The organism is Sphingobacterium sp. ML3W, assembly GCF_000747525.1.
Classification (GTDB): Bacteria; Bacteroidota; Bacteroidia; order Sphingobacteriales; family Sphingobacteriaceae; genus Sphingobacterium.
The window spans coordinates 772,784-792,943 of sequence record NZ_CP009278.1; the positions used below are offsets into that span (position 1 = coordinate 772,784).

Sequence of the window (20,160 nt, forward strand, 5' to 3'; positions counted from 1 at the left end):
ATACAAGTTGAGCGTGGGAATATCTTATAGATATTCCTCTAAATTTCCTTTACCCGCTCTGATAACTTCAAATTCACCTTCTGTAAGATCTACGACTGTAGAAGCCACATTGTCACCGTAACCACCATCAATGACTAGGTCAACAAGATTTTCATACTTTTCGTGGATTAATTCGGGATCGGTGGAATATTCTAGAATGTCATCTTCATCCCGGATAGAGGCTGTAACAATGGGATTGCCAAGCACGCGTACAATTTCGCGTACGATATTGTTGTCAGGAACTCGGATACCCACTGTTTTCTTTTTGGAGCTTAATAATTTTGGTACCTGACCACTGGCATTAAAAATAAATGTAAACGGGCCTGGAAGGGCTTTTTTTAATACTCGAAAGACTGCTGTATCGAAAGGCTTTGTGTACAATGCTATATCTGTTAAGTCGTAACAAATAAAAGATAGGTTCGCTTTATCGGCTTTTAATCCACGAATTTCACAAACTTTTTCTATTGCTTTCTGATTCGTAATGTCGCATCCGATACCATAAACCGTATCGGTGGGGTAGATGATGACTCCACCTTTTTTTAGAACGTCAACTACTTGCTGTATTGACTTTTCATTGGGATTATTATCGTAGATTCGGACTAACATAACGTTGAGATATATACTAAATTACAAATAAATTATAGATAAACGAAAAGCGGTCAAAACTGAATGTGTTTTGACCGCTTACTATATGATTGCTATTAATTAAAATTCTGCATTGTTCGGCGTACGTGGGAATGGGATGACATCTCTAATATTGGTCATACCGGTCACAAATAATACCAAACGCTCGAATCCTAGTCCAAAGCCTGAGTGCGGTGCTGAACCGTAACGACGTGTATCTAAGAACCACTCCATTTCTTCAGCAGGGATATTGACTTCATCCATACGTGCTAATAACTTCTCTAAGTTTTCTTCACGTTGAGATCCGCCCACCATTTCACCGATACCTGGGAAAAGAATATCCATTGCACGTACTGTTTTGTGTCCATGGGCATCTACATCATTTTGTTTCATATAAAATGATTTGATTTCTGCTGGATAATCGATTAGAATAACCGGTTTTTTGTAGTGCTTCTCTACTAAGTAACGTTCGTGCTCAGATTGTAGGTCAGCTCCCCATTCATCAATTAAATATTTGAATTGTTTCTTTTGGTTCGGCTTACTACGTTTCAATATTTCAATTGCTTCAGTGTAAGTAACACGCTCAAAGTCGTTATTTAAAACAAACGTTAACTTATCGATCAGATTCAATTCTGCTCTTTCTGCTGCAGGCTTATTTTTTTCCTCTTCTAATAAACGTGTTTTTAAGAAGTCAATTTCATCTGGACATGTATCTAGTGCATATTTGATGACATATTTTAACAGCTCTTCTGCTAAATCCATGTTGTCTTCCAATTCATAGAATGCCATTTCTGGCTCGATCATCCAAAACTCGGCTAAGTGACGTGTTGTGTTTGAATTTTCGGCACGGAATGTAGGCCCAAAGGTATAGATATTACCCAATGCCATTGCTGCTAATTCGCCTTCTAATTGTCCTGATACAGTTAGATTAGTGGATTTACCGAAAAAATCTTCTTTAAAATCAATATCACCATTTTCTGTACGTGGGAGGTTGTTCAAGTCTAATGAGGTGACGCGAAACATCTCTCCAGCACCTTCAGCATCAGATCCTGTGATAATTGGCGTGTGCATGTATACAAATTCTTTTTCATTAAAGAATTTGTGAACAGCGTATGCTAATGCATTACGAACTTTAAAAACAGCATTGAAGGTAGTTGTACGGAAACGTAAGTGCGCTATTTCACGTAAAAATTCCAAACTATGCTTCTTAGGTTGTAGCGGATATTTCTCAGCGTCAGAATCGCCTAAGATCGTCAATTCGTTTACTTTGATTTCAACTTTCTGACCTTTTCCTTGTGATTCGATTAAATTCCCTTTTATACGTAATGCAGCACCTGTGTTGATTCTTTTTAAAAGACCTTCTGGTGTGTTTTCAAAATCAACTACTGCTTGTATATTGTGAATGGAAGATCCATCATTAATGGCTATAAATTGATTGTTACGGAAAGTTTTAACCCAACCTTTAACAACAACTTCATGCCCAAATTCAGTGGCATTTAATAATTCTTTTATACGAGTATGTTCCATTGTGATATAGCATTTCAAATAAGGTCTAAATATTTGTTCAGGATCTTATTTTTTTATACGAAACTCAAAAATAGGGTATAATTTATAATTATCCTTGATTTATTTAGAAATTGTCTGTATTTGTTAAATTGAAAAAGCCTCTGGAATTTTCCAGAGGCTTTGATATTGTTTTAAAGGGAAAATTAACCTTTTAATACTTTAGTTACCAATTCAGCAGCTTCATGTAATTGAATTGCAGAATAAACTTTTAATCCTGAGTCATCGATTAATTTTTTCGCTTCAGCGGCATTAGTACCTTGAAGACGTACGATAATTGGTACAGGGATATTTCCAATTTCATTGTAAGCATCAATCACACCTTGTGCTACACGGTCACAACGAACGATACCACCGAAGATGTTAATTAAGATTGCTTTTACATTTGGATCAGATAAGATGATATTAAAACCAGCTTTTACTGTTTCAGCATTAGCAGTACCACCAACATCTAAGAAGTTAGCAGGCTCACCACCAGCAATTTTGATGATATCCATTGTAGCCATTGCAAGACCAGCACCATTTACCATACAACCTACGTTACCGTCAAGTTTCACATAGTTTAGGTTAGATTTACCAGCTTCAACTTCTGTAGGGTCCTCTTCCGTTACATCACGCATTGCTGCATAATCTGGGTGACGGTATAATGCATTCTCATCTAAGTCTACTTTCGCATCTACTGCTAAGATTTTGTCGTCAGATGTTTTTAATACAGGGTTGATTTCGAACATAGCAGAATCTGTTGACTCATATGCTTTGTATAAAGCAGCAACAAATTTTACCATTTCTTTCTGTGCACCACCAGTTAAGCCTAAGTTGAAAGCAATTTTACGAGCTTGGAAACCTTGAAGACCAACTTTAGGGTCGATTTCTTCTTTGAAGATTAAGTTTGGAGTTTTTTCTGCTACTTCTTCAATGTCCATTCCACCTTCTGTAGAATACATAATGATATTACGACCTTTAGCACGGTCTAGTAAAACAGACACATAGAATTCTTTTGTTTCACTTTCACCAGGATAGTAAACATCTTGAGCAACTAATACTTTGCTAACTTTTTTACCTTCAGGACCAGTTTGAGGAGTTACTAATTGCATCCCGATGATATCGGTAGCACGTTGTGATACCTCATCTAGGTTTTTAGCTAATTTAACGCCACCACCTTTACCGCGGCCACCAGCATGAATTTGAGCTTTGATTACAACCCAGTCAGAATTGTATTCTTCTTTCAATTTTTTAGCAGCTTCTACAGCTTGCTCTGGAGTTTCAGCAACAATACCTTCTTGTACTCTTACGCCAAAACTTTTAAGTATTTCTTTTCCTTGATATTCGTGAATGTTCATTGCAAAAATGTTTGTGTTGTAAAAGTATTATTTTTTAAGCGAATGGTCAAGCTATTGAGCATAATATTAGCTTAAATTGACTTTTATTAAATACTATTTGGCGGATATGGACTATTTAGGTGTTTATTTATTCAAAGCTTTAGTTTGTAAAAAATATTTAACTTTGTGATATGATGTTACAAGCCAAAAGTATTTTCAAATCGTACGGTCCATTACCCATTTTAAAAGGTGTTGATATCGAAGTAGCGAAAGGAGAAATTGTGAGTATTGTTGGTGCTTCGGGTGCTGGAAAAAGTACGCTTCTACATATTATAGGTACATTGGATTCGGCTGATAAGGGTGAATTATTTATCAATGGAATTGACATAAGTAGTTTGAATACAAAAAAACTGAGTGCATTTCGCAATGAACATATCGGATTTGTCTTTCAGTTTCATCATTTACTTCCTGAGTTTACGGCTTTGGAAAATGTTTGCATTCCGGCTTTTATAAAAGGAGAAGGACGTAAAGTTGCGGAAGTCCGTGCGATGGAAATCTTAGATTTGTTAGGAGTCTCGCATCGTGCAGGGCACAAGCCGACGGAAATGTCTGGTGGTGAACAACAGCGGGTTTCTGTTGCCCGTGCTTTGATTAATAACCCGGCTATTATTTTAGCAGATGAACCGTCAGGTAATCTGGATTCGGAGAATGCTACTGCCCTGCATCAGTTATTTTTTGATCTTAGGGATAAATTTCAACAAACTTTTGTGATTGTAACTCATAATGAAGATTTAGCACGTATTTCTGATCGCACGATTCATATGCGTGATGGAAATGTGATCGTGTAGATCTGAAATCATCATGAGTAAGATGAATGCACAAACTGTAATCTCGCGCTCATGATCTCTTCATCGCCTTTAAAACCGAGTGAAACCAGCTCAATGGTATAATTAGAGCTAACACTCATTAATCAAAACAACTTATTTTCTGATGAGAAAAAGAATATTAATAACATTTGGGACAAGGGGTCTAGGACAACGTATTGCAAAACTATTGGAAGATAAATTTGATATCTTCTTTGCGAGCTCGGAGGAAATTCCATCCCTTTTAATTGATTCCGGAAAATACTTTAAAGTACCGACCGGTTTGATGCCTACCTATGCACACGAGATATTAAAGATAAGTTTAGATAATCAGATTGATTACATTCTGCCTTTGGGAGGTTTTGAATTTGAACCTTTGGCTGAAGCTAAAGTTTTATTTGAAGAATATGGTATTAAGGTAATTGTTCCTGCCCAAGATGTGCTACAAGATTATTTTATAATTGAAAATCCTCCTAAGGACCTTTCATTGACTATCCTGGTTAATGGTAAGTCTTTAATTGATGATTTTAGCACTCCGGATACCCAATTGGATGGTTTGTTTGTCGTTTCAGACTCTGGCGATGATTTCGCTTTATGCGCGGTTTCTAAAGACTAATAATTTTATGTTAAGATATCAGGATTTCCCATTGGATAAACAAGTCTTCGTTTTTGAATTGGATGAGGTTATTTATCCAAAACGCGATTACTTATTGCAGGTTTATTATTTGTTCGCTAATTTTCTAGAATTTACGGAAACGTATCCTCCTCAGGATGATTTGGTTTCTTTTTTCAAGAAACATCTGGATGCTAGAGGTGAAGAAATGATTTTTGAACATGCTGCGGAGGCTTTTCAATTTGATTTAAAATACAAAGAGCATTTTGAACGATTATTTGTCAATGCCGTATTGCCGGTTAAATTATTAATGAAAGAAGGGATGGAGGACTTGCTCCATGAGATTGTTAATGCAGGTAAACCGATTTGTATTTTGACAAAAGGTAATCCCTTGATGCAATTGAATAAGATTAAACATATTGAATGGGGAAGTTTAGCTTCTAAATTAAAAGTTTATTTTGTTGATGAATTAAAATTTCGTGATTTGGAACCGCTGGATTATATCGCAGATGAATTGCAAATTGCTAAAAATCAACTAATTTATATCGATGGTACGACATCTGCTTAATCGGTTATCTTACAAGTAGTTAATGTGTATTTTTTGGATTAGTTAGTTTCTTAAATTAAACTCTTATTCTAAAAATAGGCTAAAAAATGGTATATTTATCGGAATGTAAATTTAGTGAGATTCGACTATGAGTATGCAAGGGGATAAACCAACAACAATTAAAGAAATAGCTAAGAAGCTGAAAATTTCGCCGTCTACTGTATCTCGAGCGTTGAATGACCATCCAAGTATCGGATTAGTGACGACAATGCGAGTGAAAAAAGTTGCGGAGGAATTGAATTATGAACCTAACCAAACGGCGATTTTTTTCAAACAGCGCAAGACTTTTACAATAGGCGTTTTATTGCCAAGCCTGTCTGAACCATTTTTCGCTTCTGCTATCAGTGAAATTGAAAATGTGTCTAATGAACGTAAGTATACGGTAATTATGGGGCAGTCTTTGGATGATGCTGAAAGGGAAGAGCGGATATTGAAGACATTCAAAAGTCATCGTGTTGATGGTGTATTGATGTCTGTGGGGAAAAACACAACAAATTTAGAATTTCTTGAGAAAATAGAAAATTCGGGAACACCAATAGTATTTTTCGATTGTGTGCCAGATATCCCAAAAATTAATAAAGTAGAGAGCGATTTGGCCACAGGAATGAATGAAGCTATCGATGCATTTGTAGTTCGTGGACATGCTAAAATTGCGCTTATTAATGGGCCGCAGCTACTTCCTGCTAGTGAAGAACGTAAGCATTCTTTCTTGTCCGCCCTAAAACGAAATGGGTTGGATTATGATGAGAAATATATCGTTAATACGGATTTAACAACAGAAGGCAATGAGGCGGCAATGGAAAAGCTATATGCACTTTCTGAAAGACCAACGGCCGTAGTTTCTTTTAATGATTTTGTGACCTTAGACGTTATGAAGGCTGCTCGTAATAGAGGGCTGGTGCTGAACCATGATATCCATTTTATTAGTTATGCCAATTACCCACTGTGGAAATATATGGAAAATCCGCCAATGGGCTGTATTGAACAATTTCCTGGTAACCAAGCTAAAAAAGCAGCTGAAATTTTATTTGAAAAAATAAATAATGCAGATTTAGCACCGCAACAGATTGTTTTTAAATCACGATTGATTATGTGATCTGATGTTATATTAAAACAGAAAAGGCTTATCCTATGATAAGCCTTTTCTGTTTTAATATAGTGCTGGTTCGATTATAAATGAATAACTTCACCATAAGCATCCGCACAAGCTTCCATAATTGCCTCACTCATGGTTGGATGTGGATGAATTGCTTTAATCATTTCATGACCAGTTGTTTCAAGTTTTCTTGCAACTACAATTTCAGCAATCAGCTCGGTAACGTTCGCACCAATCATATGTGCTCCTAGGAATTCTCCATATTTTGCGTCAAAGATAACTTTCACAAAGCCGTCTTTTGCACCAGATGCAGAAGCTTTACCTGAAGCAGAGAAAGGGAATTTCCCTACTTTTACTTCGTAACCAGCTTCTTTTGCAGCCTTCTCCGTATATCCTACTGAAGCAACTTCAGGAGAGCAATACGTACAGCCTGGAATGTTGTTATAGTCAATAGCTTCTACATGGAGTCCTTTGATGGCTTCGATACATAAAATTCCTTCTGCTGAAGCTACGTGGGCAAGGGCCTGTCCTTTTACAATATCGCCAATAGCATATACGCCATCGATATTTGTTTTGTAAAAATCGTCAACAACAACACGACCGCGTTCAGTTTTTACACCAACTTCTTCAAGACCAATGTTTTCAATGTTTGGCATGATACCTACAGCTGATAATACAACTTCAGCCTCGATAACTTCCATGCCTTTTGCCGATTTGATATTTACTTTACTTAAAGTACCTGATGTGTCAACAGATTGTACTTCAGATGAAGTTAAAATGTTAATACCTTGTTTCTTTAAGCTTTTTTCTAATTGTTTTGATATTTCCTCATCTTCAACTGGAACAATGCGATCCATGAATTCAACAACAGTCACTTTCGTGCCAATTGCATTGTAAAAATATGCGAATTCAATTCCGATAGCTCCTGAGCCAACGATCACAAGTGATTTTGGTTGTTTAGGGAGAACTAATGCCTGTCTATATCCAATGATTTTTTTACCGTCTTGAGGCAGATTAGGTAATTCACGAGAACGTGCACCTGTTGCTAATATCGTATGTTTTGCGGTATATTCTTTAGAAGAGCCATCTGCTGCTTTTACATCAATTTTACCACCTTTTTTAATTTTAGCAGTACCCATGATGATGTCGATTTTATTCTTCTTCATTAAGAATTGAATACCTTTGCTCATTCCATCAGCTACGCCACGACTTCTTTTAACGATAGCATCAAAATCAGGCTCACCGCCTTGTACATTGATACCATATTCAGCAGCATGATTTAAATATTCAAAAACTTGTGCACTTTTTAAAAGAGCTTTGGTTGGGATACATCCCCAATTTAAACAAATACCTCCTAAAGATTCGCGCTCGATGATAGCAGTTTTGAAACCTAATTGTGAGGCTCTAATGGCAGCAACATATCCACCAGGACCACTACCAATTACAATGATGTCGTAATTCATAAAATAATTATTGTGTAGTTGAATGCTCAATTTATTCTTTACATCTAGCGTTTCAGAATAACCAAGCTTCTTCAAAAGTAAGCATTTTTTCTGAATGTTATAAAATTGATCGACATTATATTGGCAGATTTTAATAAACGGGAGTCAGTTGATTTCTAATTATGTCAAAAGAAGGTCAAAGCATAAATTATAAAATATTCATCTCGTAAAATAATTCTATTTTTGGGATTACACATTTTTTAAATCACGTTTTTATGCTCCGAATTTTTAGACAAATAGCACTTTGGGAAGCTGTTTCAACCATTTGTTTGTTTTTCATTGCTATGCCGATGAAGTATTTTTTTGATACTCCTGAGGCGGTAAAGATAGCAGGTTCAATTCATGGTTTTTTTGTGGTTGTATTTGTAATCATGCTGATTATGTGTACAATTGAATATAAATGGAATTGGAAGCGTCCATTGGCATATATGTTTGCCTCGCTCATTCCCATTGTAGGATTTTGGGTGGAGTTAGATTTGAAAAAAGTAATCAATGGTCAAAAGAAATAGAAAATAAAAAAGGATGATTTAGAGATCATCCTTTTTTATTTTATCATTACTTGCATAAGCGTAGGTAATTTCAGTCTTACCATGTGCTGTTGGTAATCCTTCTTTATTGAGGTTGACAAAAACGAGTTTATCGATGGATAGAATTGTTTTTCTTGTAATTTTATTACGGACTTCGCAGCGCATCGTTATGGAAGTTGTTCCAAATTTAATAGCTTCGATGCCTAATTCTATAATGTCACCTTTTTTTGCAGAACTCACGAAATTAATTTCAGAGATGTATTTAGTCACGACATGTGAGTTGGCTAATTGAACGATAGCATAAATTACAGCTTCCTCGTCAATCCATCTTAGGAGTGTTCCTCCAAATAGTGAGCCATTTGGGTTTAAATCCTCTGGTTTCACCCATTTTCGCGTATAGAAATTCATATGTTTTCTTGGCTTAGGTAGTTAGATGAAAGAAAAAGGGGAAAATTTTACTTTTCCCCTTTCGTATTTTTAAGCATGAATTGCTCTATTAGAAGTTGCTGCTAAAGCAGCTTCTTTAATCGCTTCAGTATAGGTCGGGTGTGCATGACAAATACGACCGATATCTTCTGCCGAAGCACGGTATTCCATAGCCACTACCGCTTCCGAAATCATATCTGCAGCTCGTGGTCCAATCATATGTACACCAATAACTTCATCTGTTTCAGCATCTGCTAATATCTTAACAAATCCGTCTGTGTCCATCGACGCTTTGGCACGACCAGAAGCTTTGAAAGAGAATGAACCAGTCTTATATTTTACACCAGCTTCTTTTAATTGTTCCTCTGTTTTACCAACTGAAGCAACCTCTGGCCAAGTGTAAACAACTCCTGGAATTAAGTTGTAATCGATGTGTGGTTTTTGACCCACGATGCTTTCTGCTACAAAAACACCTTCATCCTCTGCCTTATGAGCAAGCATAGGACCTGTAATCACATCTCCAATTGCATAAACACCAGGTACGATTGTTTCTAAATGATCATTTACGCTGATTTTTTTACCTCTTTCCTCAACGGTAATACCAATATTCTCAAGACCTAAATTCTCCGTATAAGCGGTACGGCCAACTGCTACGATACAGTAGTCACCTTCTAAAGAGATAGTTTCTCCTTTTGGGTTTTCAGCTGTTACTGTAACTGTTTTACCTTTAGAGCTTGCACCTGTTACTTTGTGGCCCATATAGAACTCCATGCCAAGTGATTTTTTCAAAACGCGTTGCAGCTCTTTACCTAAACCACCGTCCATCGTGCCGATGATTGATTTCGCAAATTCTACAACCGAAACTTTAGCACCTAAACGAGCGTAAACAGAACCTAATTCAAGTCCAATAACACCACCGCCAATAACGATTAAGTGTTTAGGGATTTCAGTTAAGTTTAATGCTTCTGTCGAAGTAATGATTCTTTTTTTATCTACAGGTAGGAAGGGTAGATAAGTCGGTTTTGAACCTGTTGCGATAATTACGTTTTTACCCGTAATCTGCTCCGAAGTACCATCTTCTTTTGTGATTTTGATGGTGTTCTTGTCAATAAATGAACCAATACCTTGGAAACTTTCAACTTTGTTCTTTTTGAAGAGGTAAGTGATACCTGCAGTATTTTGGTTAATTACATCGTCTTTACGAGCAATCATTTTTTTGATATCAACTTTTAAGTCACTTACGCTGATACCATGTGCTTCGAATGAGTGTGCAGCATTGTGGTAATGCTCTGATGAATCTAATAATGCTTTTGAAGGGATACAGCCTACATTTAAACAAGTTCCCCCAAAAGAGTTATATTTCTCAATTATAGCAGTTTTTAACCCTAACTGTGCACAACGGATTGCTGCTACATATCCGCCTGGCCCACTTCCAATTACTATTACGTCGTATTGCATCGATTACGTTTTAAATGTTTTAGCAAATTTAGTTATAATTAACATTATAGGAAATCTATTTTGTTAAAATGCGGTATAAATTTGATAAGATATAGTCTATTACTCAATAAAAAAGGCATCCCTTTTGATGGAATGCCTTTCAGAATTATTTCTTAAAGATTATTCGGCAACAATTTTACCTTGCATTACTCCGTAGTGACCAGGGAAGCTACAGATGAAATCGTAAGTTCCTTTTTCTAGTGTAAAGGTAATTTTATCAGTTTCACCTGGACCTAGTAATTTTGTATGTGCTACTACAGAAGAAAGTGCCGATTTTGGAACATATTCATCCGCTTGTGCAGCTGCTGCTTCTCCACCAAAAGTAGCTAGGTCAGTTCCTGGTTTTAAGATTACCACGTTATGTCCCATAGATTCTTTTGGCATTGTACCTGCATTCTTAAATGTTAATTCAACGCTTTCTCCAGCTTTTACGCGGAAAAGGTTTTTATCATATTTCATTGCATCATTACCTTCTAATGCTAAAGTGTTAGAAAGCTCGACATTTTCAATTCCAGGGATTGTTTCTGTTTCCGCCTCAACAACTTCTGGAGTTGTTTGTTCAGTAGTTGAACTGTTTTCTTTTGTTGTATTGCCTCCGCAAGAAGCAAAAGTTATTGCCAATGCAATAGCTGGTAAAACAAATAATTTTTTCATTATGTTATTGTATTTGTGTTTTTCCCTAAAAATAAGCAAAATATTGCTTTTAATTGTTTCTTTTTCGTAATAATTTCTAAATATACGACAAGGTTGGTGAGTTGCAAAAGTTTTGCAATTGTTTATCGACACAAAGTCTGTTTTTTTTACGTGATTAGATTATTGAAAATAAATTTAACGCAATCAGATAATCGCTTATGCTTATAATTAATGCTGTTTTTTTTTCTACAATAGTAAATGTCTGCTCATTATTTAATATCTTTAAAACAATTACTATTTAATTAATCTAATCAGATGGATCCAAATTTTTCTTTTGCTTTAATGATTATAGGCTGTGTAGTAGCCTTGTTTCTTTTGCTTTATTTATTACCCGTCAATCTTTGGTTCACGGCTCAACTGTCTAATGTTAAAATTAGCTTATTGAATTTGGTATTGATGAGATTGCGTAAAGTGCCACCCTCTTTGGTGACAAATGCGATGATAATTTCGACAAAGGCAGGCTTAAATATTACATCCAACGAAATTGAGACCCATTATTTAGCAGGTGGGAATGTGAATAGAGTGATTAAAGCTTTAATCTCAGCAGATAAGGCGAATATTCCCCTAAGTTTTAAACTAGCTACAGCTATTGATTTGGCTGGACGTGATGTTTTTGACGCAGTTCAATTATCGGTTAATCCACAAGTTATCAATACTCCTCCAGTAGCTGCTGTTGCAAAGGATGGTATTCAATTAATAGCGAAAGCACGTGTTACTGTCCGAGCTAATATTAATCAATTAGTTGGAGGTGCAGGTGAAGAAACTATTTTAGCTCGTGTTGGTGAAGGTATCGTGACAACGATTGGATCTTCGGAAAGCCATAAGCAGGTTTTAGAAAATCCAGACCGCATATCAAAGACAGTCCTTGCTAAAGGATTGGATAGTGGTACAGCTTTCGAAATTTTATCTATCGATATTGCAGATATTGATATTGGTGAAAACGTAGGTGCAAAATTGCAAACAGATCAAGCTGAGGCCGATTTAAAAGTTGCTAATGCAAGAGCGGAAGAGCGCAGAGCTATGGCTGTAGCCAATGAGCAGGAAATGCGTGCCAAGGCGCAAGAAGCAAGAGCAAAAGTGATTGAGGCTGAATCTCAATTACCGTTAGCAATGGCAGAAGCTTTTAAAAATGGAAATTTAGGTATTATGGATTATTATAAGATGCAGAATATCCAAGCAGATACTGATATGCGAAGTTCTATTTCTAAGCCTGGTCATGACACTAGGGGACCCCAAAAAGACTAAATATTGTTGTAACAGTATTTTTATACAATTTAACAACCGATTGCATCGTAACTGCAATCGGTTGTTTTTTTTTAAGTGTTTCTAACGGTTCGATATTCATATTCCTATCATTATATTTAATGTTATAATTAATTGTTATGAACATGAAATCAATAAAAAAGTTATTATTCCTATTTTTCTTTTTAAATCTGACGTTCGCTTACGCTCAGTCTTTGACATCTGAAAAGGAGAGTTTTGTGCCTATCGGTGGCAATACTTGGGAGTATCCGCAAAGCGATAATAAAGAATCGATTGTGAAGACCGGGAAGATCGAACATTGGAATGATGCAGGACGTACGGTCAAAACATTTGTTCGCTTTGGCAAAACAGGCAATGTGCATGTTTCAGTTCAAGTTATTAAGGCTAATGATGGTGGAGAATTTACCTTTACATTGGCAGGTAAAAGTGTCGATGTTAGCATATCGCCTGACCAAAAAGGTCAGATAAATATTGCTGATTTTACAATTGCAGACACGGGATACTATGCAATTGAATTAAAAGCAAAAACTGTAGCTTCATTATATCCTACCATTGATGGTTATGTTTTGACGGGAGCAGCTTCAGAACAAATGAATTTTGTTAGAAATAATGAAGATAATTTCTTTTACTGGGGTAGAAGAGGACCATCAACTCATATGGGCTATGAGCAACCAAAAGATAAGAATATTGAATATTTTTATAATGAAGTTACCGTTCCGAAAGGAAATGACGTAGAGGGTTCTTATTTTATGTCTAATGGCTTTAATGTCGGTTACTTCGGTATGCAGGTAAATAGCAGTACCGAACGCCGCATTTTATTTTCTGTCTGGAGTCCTTTTACGACAGATGATCCAAATGAGATCCCTGATGATCACAAGATTATTTTAAAAACTAAAGGTCAAGCAGTTCATACCGGCGAATTCGGAAATGAAGGTTCTGGTGGTCAAAGTTATTTAAAGTTTAATTGGGTCGCTGGAAATACCTATAAATTTTTATTGCGTGGTAGACCTATAGCAAATAATTATACGGCTTACACTGCTTGGTTTTATGCTCCAGAGGTAGGTGAATGGCAGATTATTGCGGAATTTGAACGTCCTCAAACGAATCAATATCTATCCAGATTTCATTCTTTTTTAGAGAATTTCAATCCAGAGCAAGGTATTTATCAAAGAGAGGTACAGTTTTCAAATCAATGGGTAGCTGACGATAAGGGAAATTGGTACGAATGTACTGCAGGTAGATTTACGGTTGATAACACAGGACATAAAGGCTATCGTATGGATTATGCAGGAGGGGTTAATGATAACAGATTTTACCTCAGGAATTTTGGTTTTTTTAACGATTATGTTCCTGCAGGAAGTACGTTTACTAGAAAACCTAATGGAGTAAAGCCAAAAATTAATTTAAAGATGCTTCCGAAAAAATAGAACTTTGTTAAATCTGATTATAGCTGTAAATGATTCATTTGCAGCTATTTTTTTTAGTCTAGTTGTTTAAAAAACAAAACCCTGATGATGGGCACCAGGGTTTGTTACTAACCAATTATAAACCTAAATTATGAAAAGACATTTTAAATAAATCGCCATCTTGTGGTGATTTGTTACTGCAAAATTAATGATAAACATTTGATTTAATGTTGTGTGAATGTCATTTCGATTAATTCTTCATGACACTCATCATTACTTTTTAGTAATAGATAACCTTAATTATCTTCTACAAAGATACATGAAAATAGCAGTTGCATCCAAATATTTTATCATAAAGTTGTCGTCACAATATGTGTTGTGACATTAATATGATTTTTTGTCTAAATGGAATAAAAAGATGTCTATTTGAAGGATTAATATTCATAAAAATATATCGTATTTCGAATTTTTTAATACTTATTTTTGAAAAAAAAGAGTTATGATTTTTGATAATCTAAAAAAAGTGAAAGCTTTTGTATTGGATGTAGACGGTGTATTAACTGATGGTCGAGTACTTGTAAATGAAGATGGGCATCAGATGCGATCTTTCAATATTAAGGATGGATATGTATTGCAGTTGGCTGTTAAGCGGGGTTATCCGGTCATCATTATTACAGGAGGAAATTCGAAAGGTGTAGTAAAGAGGCTAGAAGGACTAGGAATCAAAGAAGTTCATTCTGGGATTTCTAATAAAATGGAGAAGCTAAAAGAAATATTGGAACGCTATAATTTAGAATTTGAAGATATTCTCTATATGGGGGATGATATGCCTGATTTGCCATGTATGCAATTTGCGGGTTTGGCTACCTGTCCTTCTGATGCTATCGAGGAGGTTAAAAAAGTTTGTCACTATATATCGCCTGTAGCAGGTGGCTTTGGTGCTGTTCGCGATGTGATGGAAAAAGTCCTGAAAATACAGGGAAGATGGGAACTGGATCATGAAATTAGAAGCATTTAGATGATGGTGAATTTAATTGATAAACATATCATATTGGGATCTCAGTCTCCAAGACGAAGTCAATTATTAAGTGAGTTGGGATTGAAATTCGAAGTTATTGTTCGTGAGACCGATGAAGTGGTTGATGCGCTATTGAAACCAATAGACGTGGTCCGATCAATTGCGGAAAAGAAGGCTGCAGCTTTTTTAAACGACTTTGAGCATGCATTGATCATTACTGCAGATACGATTGTCGTAACTTTGGGGCAGGATATTTTGGGGAAGCCTAAAAATAAAGAGGAGGCATTTAAGGTTCTTAAGATGCTGTCAGGAACTGTTCATGAAGTGATAACTGCGGTATGTATTCTGAATAATCAGAAATTAACGACTTTTTCAGAATCTACCGAAGTTGAATTTTATCCTTTGAGTGATGAGGAAATAAATTTTTATATTGATGAATTTCAACCTATGGATAAAGCGGGTTCGTATGGTATACAGGAATGGATTGGTCGTATTGGCATTAAAAGTATAAAAGGAGAATATACGAATGTCGTAGGCTTACCAACAGCTCGTCTTTATCAGGAATTGAAGAAAATAGCTGCACATAAAAAAGGGGAACTATAAGTATAGTCCCCCTTTCTGTTTCTAATTGATATGAAATCTTACTCCTGTGTAGAACATTCTACCGGTTAGTGGACCCCATAATAGTGAGGTATCAAAATAAGAACCGAATGGATCATCAGCACCTATAATTGGGTTTTGTTGAAAATGGTTCGTTAAATTTTCTCCTCCCACATATATTGTGAAATTTTTATGTTTTCCAAAATCTTTACTGACTTGCGCATTCATTGTTACATAAGCGTTTGATTTTGTTGGTACTTGATATGCTATTGGATTTTCAATGGTAGATGGAATTCTCTTATCACCAACGATGTTGAGTGTATAATCAAAGCTCCAACCTGAAGGAAGTGAATATGCTAGGTTTGTAAATCCTCTATGTTTAGCCAATAGCGGCTTGCTGTTTCGTCCACTTTCAAAATCTGTTTGAACATCTAATAAACGGTATGCAAGTCTTGTCTCTAAACGTGGCAATGGGTTGAATCGTAATTCTGCTTGTAGGCTATTGGAGTATGATTTTCCGTCGAGGTTATAGAATGAGATTTCTCTTGGGTTTTCATAATCTACAACGACTTGGTTTTCAAAATTGTTTCTAAACAATTCTACTGATGCAGTTGCTTCTCTATTAAATAACCTAAAAGTTTGGTCTATTGTAAATCCTGTATTCCAGGAGACCTCAGGCTGTAGACCGTAGGCATTTTTAAAGTTGTCTTCATTTTTGATGATTAATGTACGGCTACTTGCTAATGCGGACATGTTTTCAGCAATGATATTCGCCGTTCTTTGGCCTCTTCCTGCGCTTAAACGCATTGTATTGCCCGTAAATGGTGCATAACGTAAGTTTAGGCGAGGCGTAGTAAACCATCCATATAATGAATTGTAATCTTGTCTAAGGCCTACTACGGCATCAAATTTTTCATTTGGGCTAAATGTATACTCTAAGAAAGCCCCCGAAACAGTTTCTTTTCTTTTGAAGTTTTGAACATCTAAGTATAATTCGTCATAGTTATCGTAATTCACGGAAGCCCCAACGCGGTATTTATGAGCTACAGTTCCAAGAACATCTTGGAAAATCAAATTTGCATAACCGTTCTGTTGCTCGCCATTATAATTCTTCAAGCCAAAGTAGCTTTTTTGATTATAATTGGAACCTGCTAACTGTAAGCCTATACTACGGTGTCTATTTTCAGGAAAGACATAGCCAATTTTCGCAAACCCCTCAATTCTTTCGATGTCAAAACCCAAGCCATATTTGTTTGTTGTGCCTTTATCAGTTTTTTTATTAAAATCTGTTTGACCACCTGTACGGTCATCATTTAAGTATTTGACACCAAATTGTGCTATAAAGCCTTTGCCGTTTTCATAATTCCATCGATTGATCCCTGAAAATAGATTACCAACTGGAATGTCGCGAAATCCATTGTCACTGAAATTCATGCTTTTGTTGAACATGAAATTATCGTGTAATAGGACTGACGTTGACCAATTGTCATTGATTTTTTGTGCTAAGTTCAAATTTACATCAGTTCGTCCCATGTTATTAGCATAGGCATTGAAGAATAAACGATCGGAATTTTGAGGTTTTTTTAATTCAATATTAATTTGACCGGCCATGTTCTCATATCCGTTAGCGACGGAACCAATACCTTTTGCTATTTGAATAGATTCAATCCAAGTTCCAGAAATGGAATTAAGGCCAAGCGGGGCTGCTAGACCACGAGGTCCAGGTAAGTTCTCAACGGTTAATTGCGTATAAATACCACTGAGTCCAAGCATTTGAATCTGTTTTGAACCTGTCACTGCATCATTGCTGACCACGTCTACGGATGCATTTGTTTCGAAGCTCTCACTTAAATCACAACATGCCGCTTTAAACAATTCCTTAGCCGTTATGACTTCTACACGAGCCGGATTCATACGGTTTATGAAATTGGACTTTCTACTACCTGTAATGACTACTTCTGCTAATACATTACCTTTGGCATTGATCATAAGAACTTCGTGTAAGTCTTTGACGGTGATGGTATCCGATTGCATACCCGCAAAACTAACTACAAGTTGTTTGAAGTTAGCGTAATGCTGCAATTTGAAAACACCGTTTTCATTGGTTCTTGTATTTTTGCTTTTATCTTCTAACCAATGGATGTTAACACCAATAATTGGGTTTAAATCTCCTTTCTCATTTTCTTCAACAACGACACCTGTAACGATATGGTTGTGATCTTGGTGATTCTCTTCCTTTACTTTTTCTGCCGTTATTTGACCATTTTCCATTCTTGGATATAGGCAACATTCATGCAGTGCTTCATATGCTTGATCATCAGCAGGTACATGGTCAACATCATGTCCAGCTGCCGCAATACTTTTTCTTATAGCATCTGAATTAGCGGATTGGTTATTGTATTTTATAATTAATTTTTTTGTGTCGACATCCCAAACTGCTGCGGAAACACCTGTAATATTTGCAGCAGTCTCTATACGTTTTTTACACATTGGGCAGTTTCCTGCAACCTGCATAGTCACTGTACTATCTGCCGATGGTACGGTATGCATTGCACTGCTCGTTGCATTACCAACATTCGCAGTCGGAAGTGCATTTGAACTTTCTAATCGTGGATACAAACAACATTCATGCAATTCTGCATATGCTTTATCATCTCCACGAAGATTTTCAACATCGTGTCCTACATGGGCAATACTTTTTTTAATATCTTCTAATGTAGACTTTTTGTTACTGTAGGTTAAATTTAATTTCTGGGTATCCTCATTCCAAGTTGCAGCAGAAACACCCGGAAGTTTGGCTGCCTTTTCGATACGTTTTTTGCACATACCACAATTACCTGCTACGTGTAATGTAGTTGTGCTATCTTGCTTAGCGAAATTAAATTCTGCTTTTAATGAATTTGATAGAAAAAGAAATAAAGGTATAAGTGCGTATTGAATAATTTGCTTCATGATTTTTTAAATTTTTAAAATAGTAATACACTTCAAAATGTATAGTTGAAGTTTGATTTCCGTGTCTCATAGAGACCAATAAAAATTTATTTTAATCAGATTCTGAAATTACAATTGACTAAATAAGGGGGAATATCCGATTCACTTATGGGCTTACTGCAAGGTAAGACACTTTTAGGATTGGTAATATTTTCAAAATAAAATTGATTGATAATAATCCAATTCAAAACAAGTATAGCCGGACTGAAAGTCGGATAAATCTTTGTACTGTCGGAGGAAAAGTGATTGTCATCTACATTTTTCAAATCAACAGAAACGTTTTTACATTTGTTATCTTCAGTGGAAGTTGTCTTGTGGCAGGTATCATTTTTTTTGCACAATGAACATTCTGAATGCGATGTCTTGTCATTACTCAGAGAGATAGACTGTGTTTCACCATGGCAAAAATGAAAATATACAGTTGCGCTAGTCGCCGTAAGGGAATAGTGTAAGATTAAAAATAATACAATCAACTGTTTCATTGTGACAAATCTAACAAAGAACTTGCTATCTGGTGCATACTTGGTGTCATAATATTGCTACATTAATATATTTTGAATGCGAAAATGATTCCAATAATTGTTGTTTGCGACAATATGGATTGAAAGATCAATGGGAGGTGAGGCATGAGTATATTAAGCAATTATATGCTTTGTTACTCGATCAGTATTTATGGTGAAGTCAATATGCTATACACAATATGTAGGGTTGAAAAATAAAAAATCCCTGCTTTGCAAGGATTTTTTTATTATGCTTTGATGGATTCAATAAAGTGGGGAATTTCGTCCAAATAATTGTCCTTAGTCAATAGTTTAACGAATGCAGTTCCAATAATTGCGCCGGTAGCGTAAGATACTGCCTGTTCGAAAGATTCTTTATTGGAGATGCCAAAACCAATTGCGATTGGACTTTTAAGATTCAGATCTTTTATGCGTTGAAAGTAAGCTGCTGTTTTATCTCCTACATTCAATTCAGTACCTGTAGTTGCATTGGACGAAAGCAGGTATATAAAACTGTTAGATAAATTATCAATTTTTCTAATGCGATCTTCCGATGTTTGCGGAGTGACAATAAATATATTTGCAACATCATTTTGCTCAAAAATATCCTTATACAGTTCTTCGTACTCATACATAGGTAGGTCGGGTACAATAATTCCATCAACTCCTACACTTTTACAAGCTTTGCAAAAACGCTCTACCCCATATTGTAACAAAGGGTTTACATAGCCCATCAAGTACACAGGAATGCTGACATGTTTACGGAGGTCTTTTAATTGTTCAAAAAGAATTTCAACTGTCATGCCATTCTTTAGCGAAATCTCGGAACTATGTTGTATGGTTGGACCATCAGCAACAGGATCAGAATATGGAAATCCGATCTCTAAAAAATCAGCTCCAGACTCTTCAAGTTTTTTAGCAATAGCTACTGTACTATCAAGAGTAGGATAGCCGGCTGTATAATATATGGATAGGAGACCTTGATCTCCTTTTTTTTCTATTTTTCTCATTGT

General features: G+C 35.9%; 19 protein-coding genes. 9 read left to right on the forward strand and 10 right to left on the reverse strand.

From position 1 onward, the window contains the following. Positions 1-24: 24 nt before the first annotated feature. From KO02_RS03510 to sucC, 3 genes are all read right to left on the reverse strand, one after another. On the reverse strand, positions 25-645 hold the full coding sequence (locus KO02_RS03510) for an L-threonylcarbamoyladenylate synthase (protein ID WP_038695882.1): 621 nt from the start codon (positions 643-645) through the stop codon (positions 25-27). Between the two features lie 99 nt (positions 646-744). Further along, positions 745-2,190 (reverse strand): asparagine--tRNA ligase, encoded by a 1,446-nt coding sequence (gene asnS, locus KO02_RS03515; protein ID WP_038695884.1) that lies wholly within the window; start codon positions 2,188-2,190, stop codon positions 745-747. A 182-nt stretch (positions 2,191-2,372) separates the two neighbouring features. Then, positions 2,373-3,566 (reverse strand): ADP-forming succinate--CoA ligase subunit beta, encoded by a 1,194-nt coding sequence (sucC, locus tag KO02_RS03520; protein WP_038695886.1) that lies wholly within the window; start codon positions 3,564-3,566, stop codon positions 2,373-2,375. A 173-nt stretch (positions 3,567-3,739) separates the two neighbouring features. On the opposite strand from sucC, the gene KO02_RS03525 reads away from it, so the two are divergent. The 4 genes from KO02_RS03525 (at position 3,740) to KO02_RS03540 (ending at position 6,724) form a co-directional block, all read left to right on the forward strand. Continuing rightward, the gene (locus tag KO02_RS03525) at positions 3,740-4,393 is read left to right on the forward strand and encodes an ABC transporter ATP-binding protein (protein ID WP_200878654.1); all 654 of its coding nucleotides are present in this window, start codon (positions 3,740-3,742) and stop codon (positions 4,391-4,393) included. Between the two features lie 142 nt (positions 4,394-4,535). Continuing rightward, on the forward strand, positions 4,536-5,024 hold the full coding sequence (locus KO02_RS03530; protein WP_038695890.1) for a hypothetical protein: 489 nt from the start codon (positions 4,536-4,538) through the stop codon (positions 5,022-5,024). Between the two features lie 7 nt (positions 5,025-5,031). Continuing rightward, entirely contained in the window at positions 5,032-5,589 is a 558-nt protein-coding gene (locus KO02_RS03535) for an HAD hydrolase-like protein (RefSeq protein WP_038695892.1), read from the forward strand. 127 nt (positions 5,590-5,716) lie between these two features. Continuing rightward, positions 5,717-6,724, forward strand: coding sequence for a LacI family DNA-binding transcriptional regulator (locus KO02_RS03540; RefSeq protein WP_144243252.1), 1,008 nt, complete (start codon positions 5,717-5,719; stop codon positions 6,722-6,724). A gap of 74 nt (positions 6,725-6,798) precedes the next feature. On the opposite strand, the gene lpdA (KO02_RS03545) is transcribed toward KO02_RS03540, so the two are convergent. After that, positions 6,799-8,187 carry a dihydrolipoyl dehydrogenase gene (gene lpdA / locus KO02_RS03545; protein ID WP_038702079.1) on the reverse strand — a complete coding sequence of 463 codons (1,389 nt, stop codon included), beginning with the start codon at positions 8,185-8,187 and terminating at the stop codon, positions 6,799-6,801. 254 nt (positions 8,188-8,441) lie between these two features. On the opposite strand from lpdA (KO02_RS03545), the gene KO02_RS03550 reads away from it, so the two are divergent. Beyond that, a complete protein-coding gene (locus KO02_RS03550) occupies positions 8,442-8,735 on the forward strand; it encodes a DUF3817 domain-containing protein (RefSeq protein WP_038695894.1) in 294 nt (97 codons plus the stop codon). An 18-nt stretch (positions 8,736-8,753) separates the two neighbouring features. Here the strand turns inward: KO02_RS03550 and KO02_RS03555 are convergent, their stop codons facing one another. The 3 genes from KO02_RS03555 to KO02_RS03565 all read right to left on the reverse strand — a co-directional run bounded on the left by KO02_RS03555 (position 8,754) and on the right by KO02_RS03565 (position 11,330). Continuing rightward, a complete protein-coding gene (locus KO02_RS03555) occupies positions 8,754-9,161 on the reverse strand; it encodes an acyl-CoA thioesterase (RefSeq protein ID WP_038695896.1) in 408 nt (135 codons plus the stop codon). Between the two features lie 69 nt (positions 9,162-9,230). Next, positions 9,231-10,637, reverse strand: a complete 1,407-nt coding sequence (gene lpdA / locus KO02_RS03560) for a dihydrolipoyl dehydrogenase (protein WP_038695898.1) — start codon at positions 10,635-10,637, stop codon at positions 9,231-9,233. A gap of 159 nt (positions 10,638-10,796) precedes the next feature. Next, positions 10,797-11,330, reverse strand: a complete 534-nt coding sequence (locus tag KO02_RS03565) for a plastocyanin/azurin family copper-binding protein (RefSeq protein ID WP_038695900.1) — start codon at positions 11,328-11,330, stop codon at positions 10,797-10,799. A gap of 294 nt (positions 11,331-11,624) precedes the next feature. Between KO02_RS03565 and floA the strand changes: the two genes are divergently transcribed. The 4 genes from floA to KO02_RS03585 all read left to right on the forward strand — a co-directional run bounded on the left by floA (position 11,625) and on the right by KO02_RS03585 (position 15,659). Next, positions 11,625-12,614, forward strand: a complete 990-nt coding sequence (floA, locus tag KO02_RS03570) for a flotillin-like protein FloA (RefSeq protein ID WP_038695902.1) — start codon at positions 11,625-11,627, stop codon at positions 12,612-12,614. Positions 12,615-12,757: 143 nt separating this feature from the next. Then, complete coding sequence (locus tag KO02_RS03575; RefSeq protein WP_038695904.1) at positions 12,758-14,059, forward strand: DUF3472 domain-containing protein; 1,302 nt, start codon at positions 12,758-12,760, stop codon at positions 14,057-14,059. A 478-nt stretch (positions 14,060-14,537) separates the two neighbouring features. Then, positions 14,538-15,056: a KdsC family phosphatase gene (locus tag KO02_RS03580; protein WP_038695906.1), complete on the forward strand. Its 519-nt coding sequence runs from the start codon at positions 14,538-14,540 to the stop codon at positions 15,054-15,056. Beyond that, complete coding sequence (locus KO02_RS03585) at positions 15,057-15,659, forward strand: Maf family nucleotide pyrophosphatase (protein ID WP_038695908.1); 603 nt, start codon at positions 15,057-15,059, stop codon at positions 15,657-15,659. 21 nt (positions 15,660-15,680) lie between these two features. On the opposite strand, the gene KO02_RS03590 is transcribed toward KO02_RS03585, so the two are convergent. The 3 genes from KO02_RS03590 to trpA form a co-directional block, all read right to left on the reverse strand. Then, positions 15,681-18,608 (reverse strand): TonB-dependent receptor domain-containing protein, encoded by a 2,928-nt coding sequence (locus KO02_RS03590; RefSeq protein ID WP_081918296.1) that lies wholly within the window; start codon positions 18,606-18,608, stop codon positions 15,681-15,683. A 95-nt stretch (positions 18,609-18,703) separates the two neighbouring features. Next, on the reverse strand, positions 18,704-19,129 hold the full coding sequence (locus KO02_RS24325) for an HYC_CC_PP family protein (protein WP_038695910.1): 426 nt from the start codon (positions 19,127-19,129) through the stop codon (positions 18,704-18,706). Between the two features lie 266 nt (positions 19,130-19,395). Then, complete coding sequence (gene trpA, locus KO02_RS03600) at positions 19,396-20,157, reverse strand: tryptophan synthase subunit alpha (RefSeq protein WP_038695912.1); 762 nt, start codon at positions 20,155-20,157, stop codon at positions 19,396-19,398. Between the last annotated feature and the right edge of the window lie 3 nt (positions 20,158-20,160).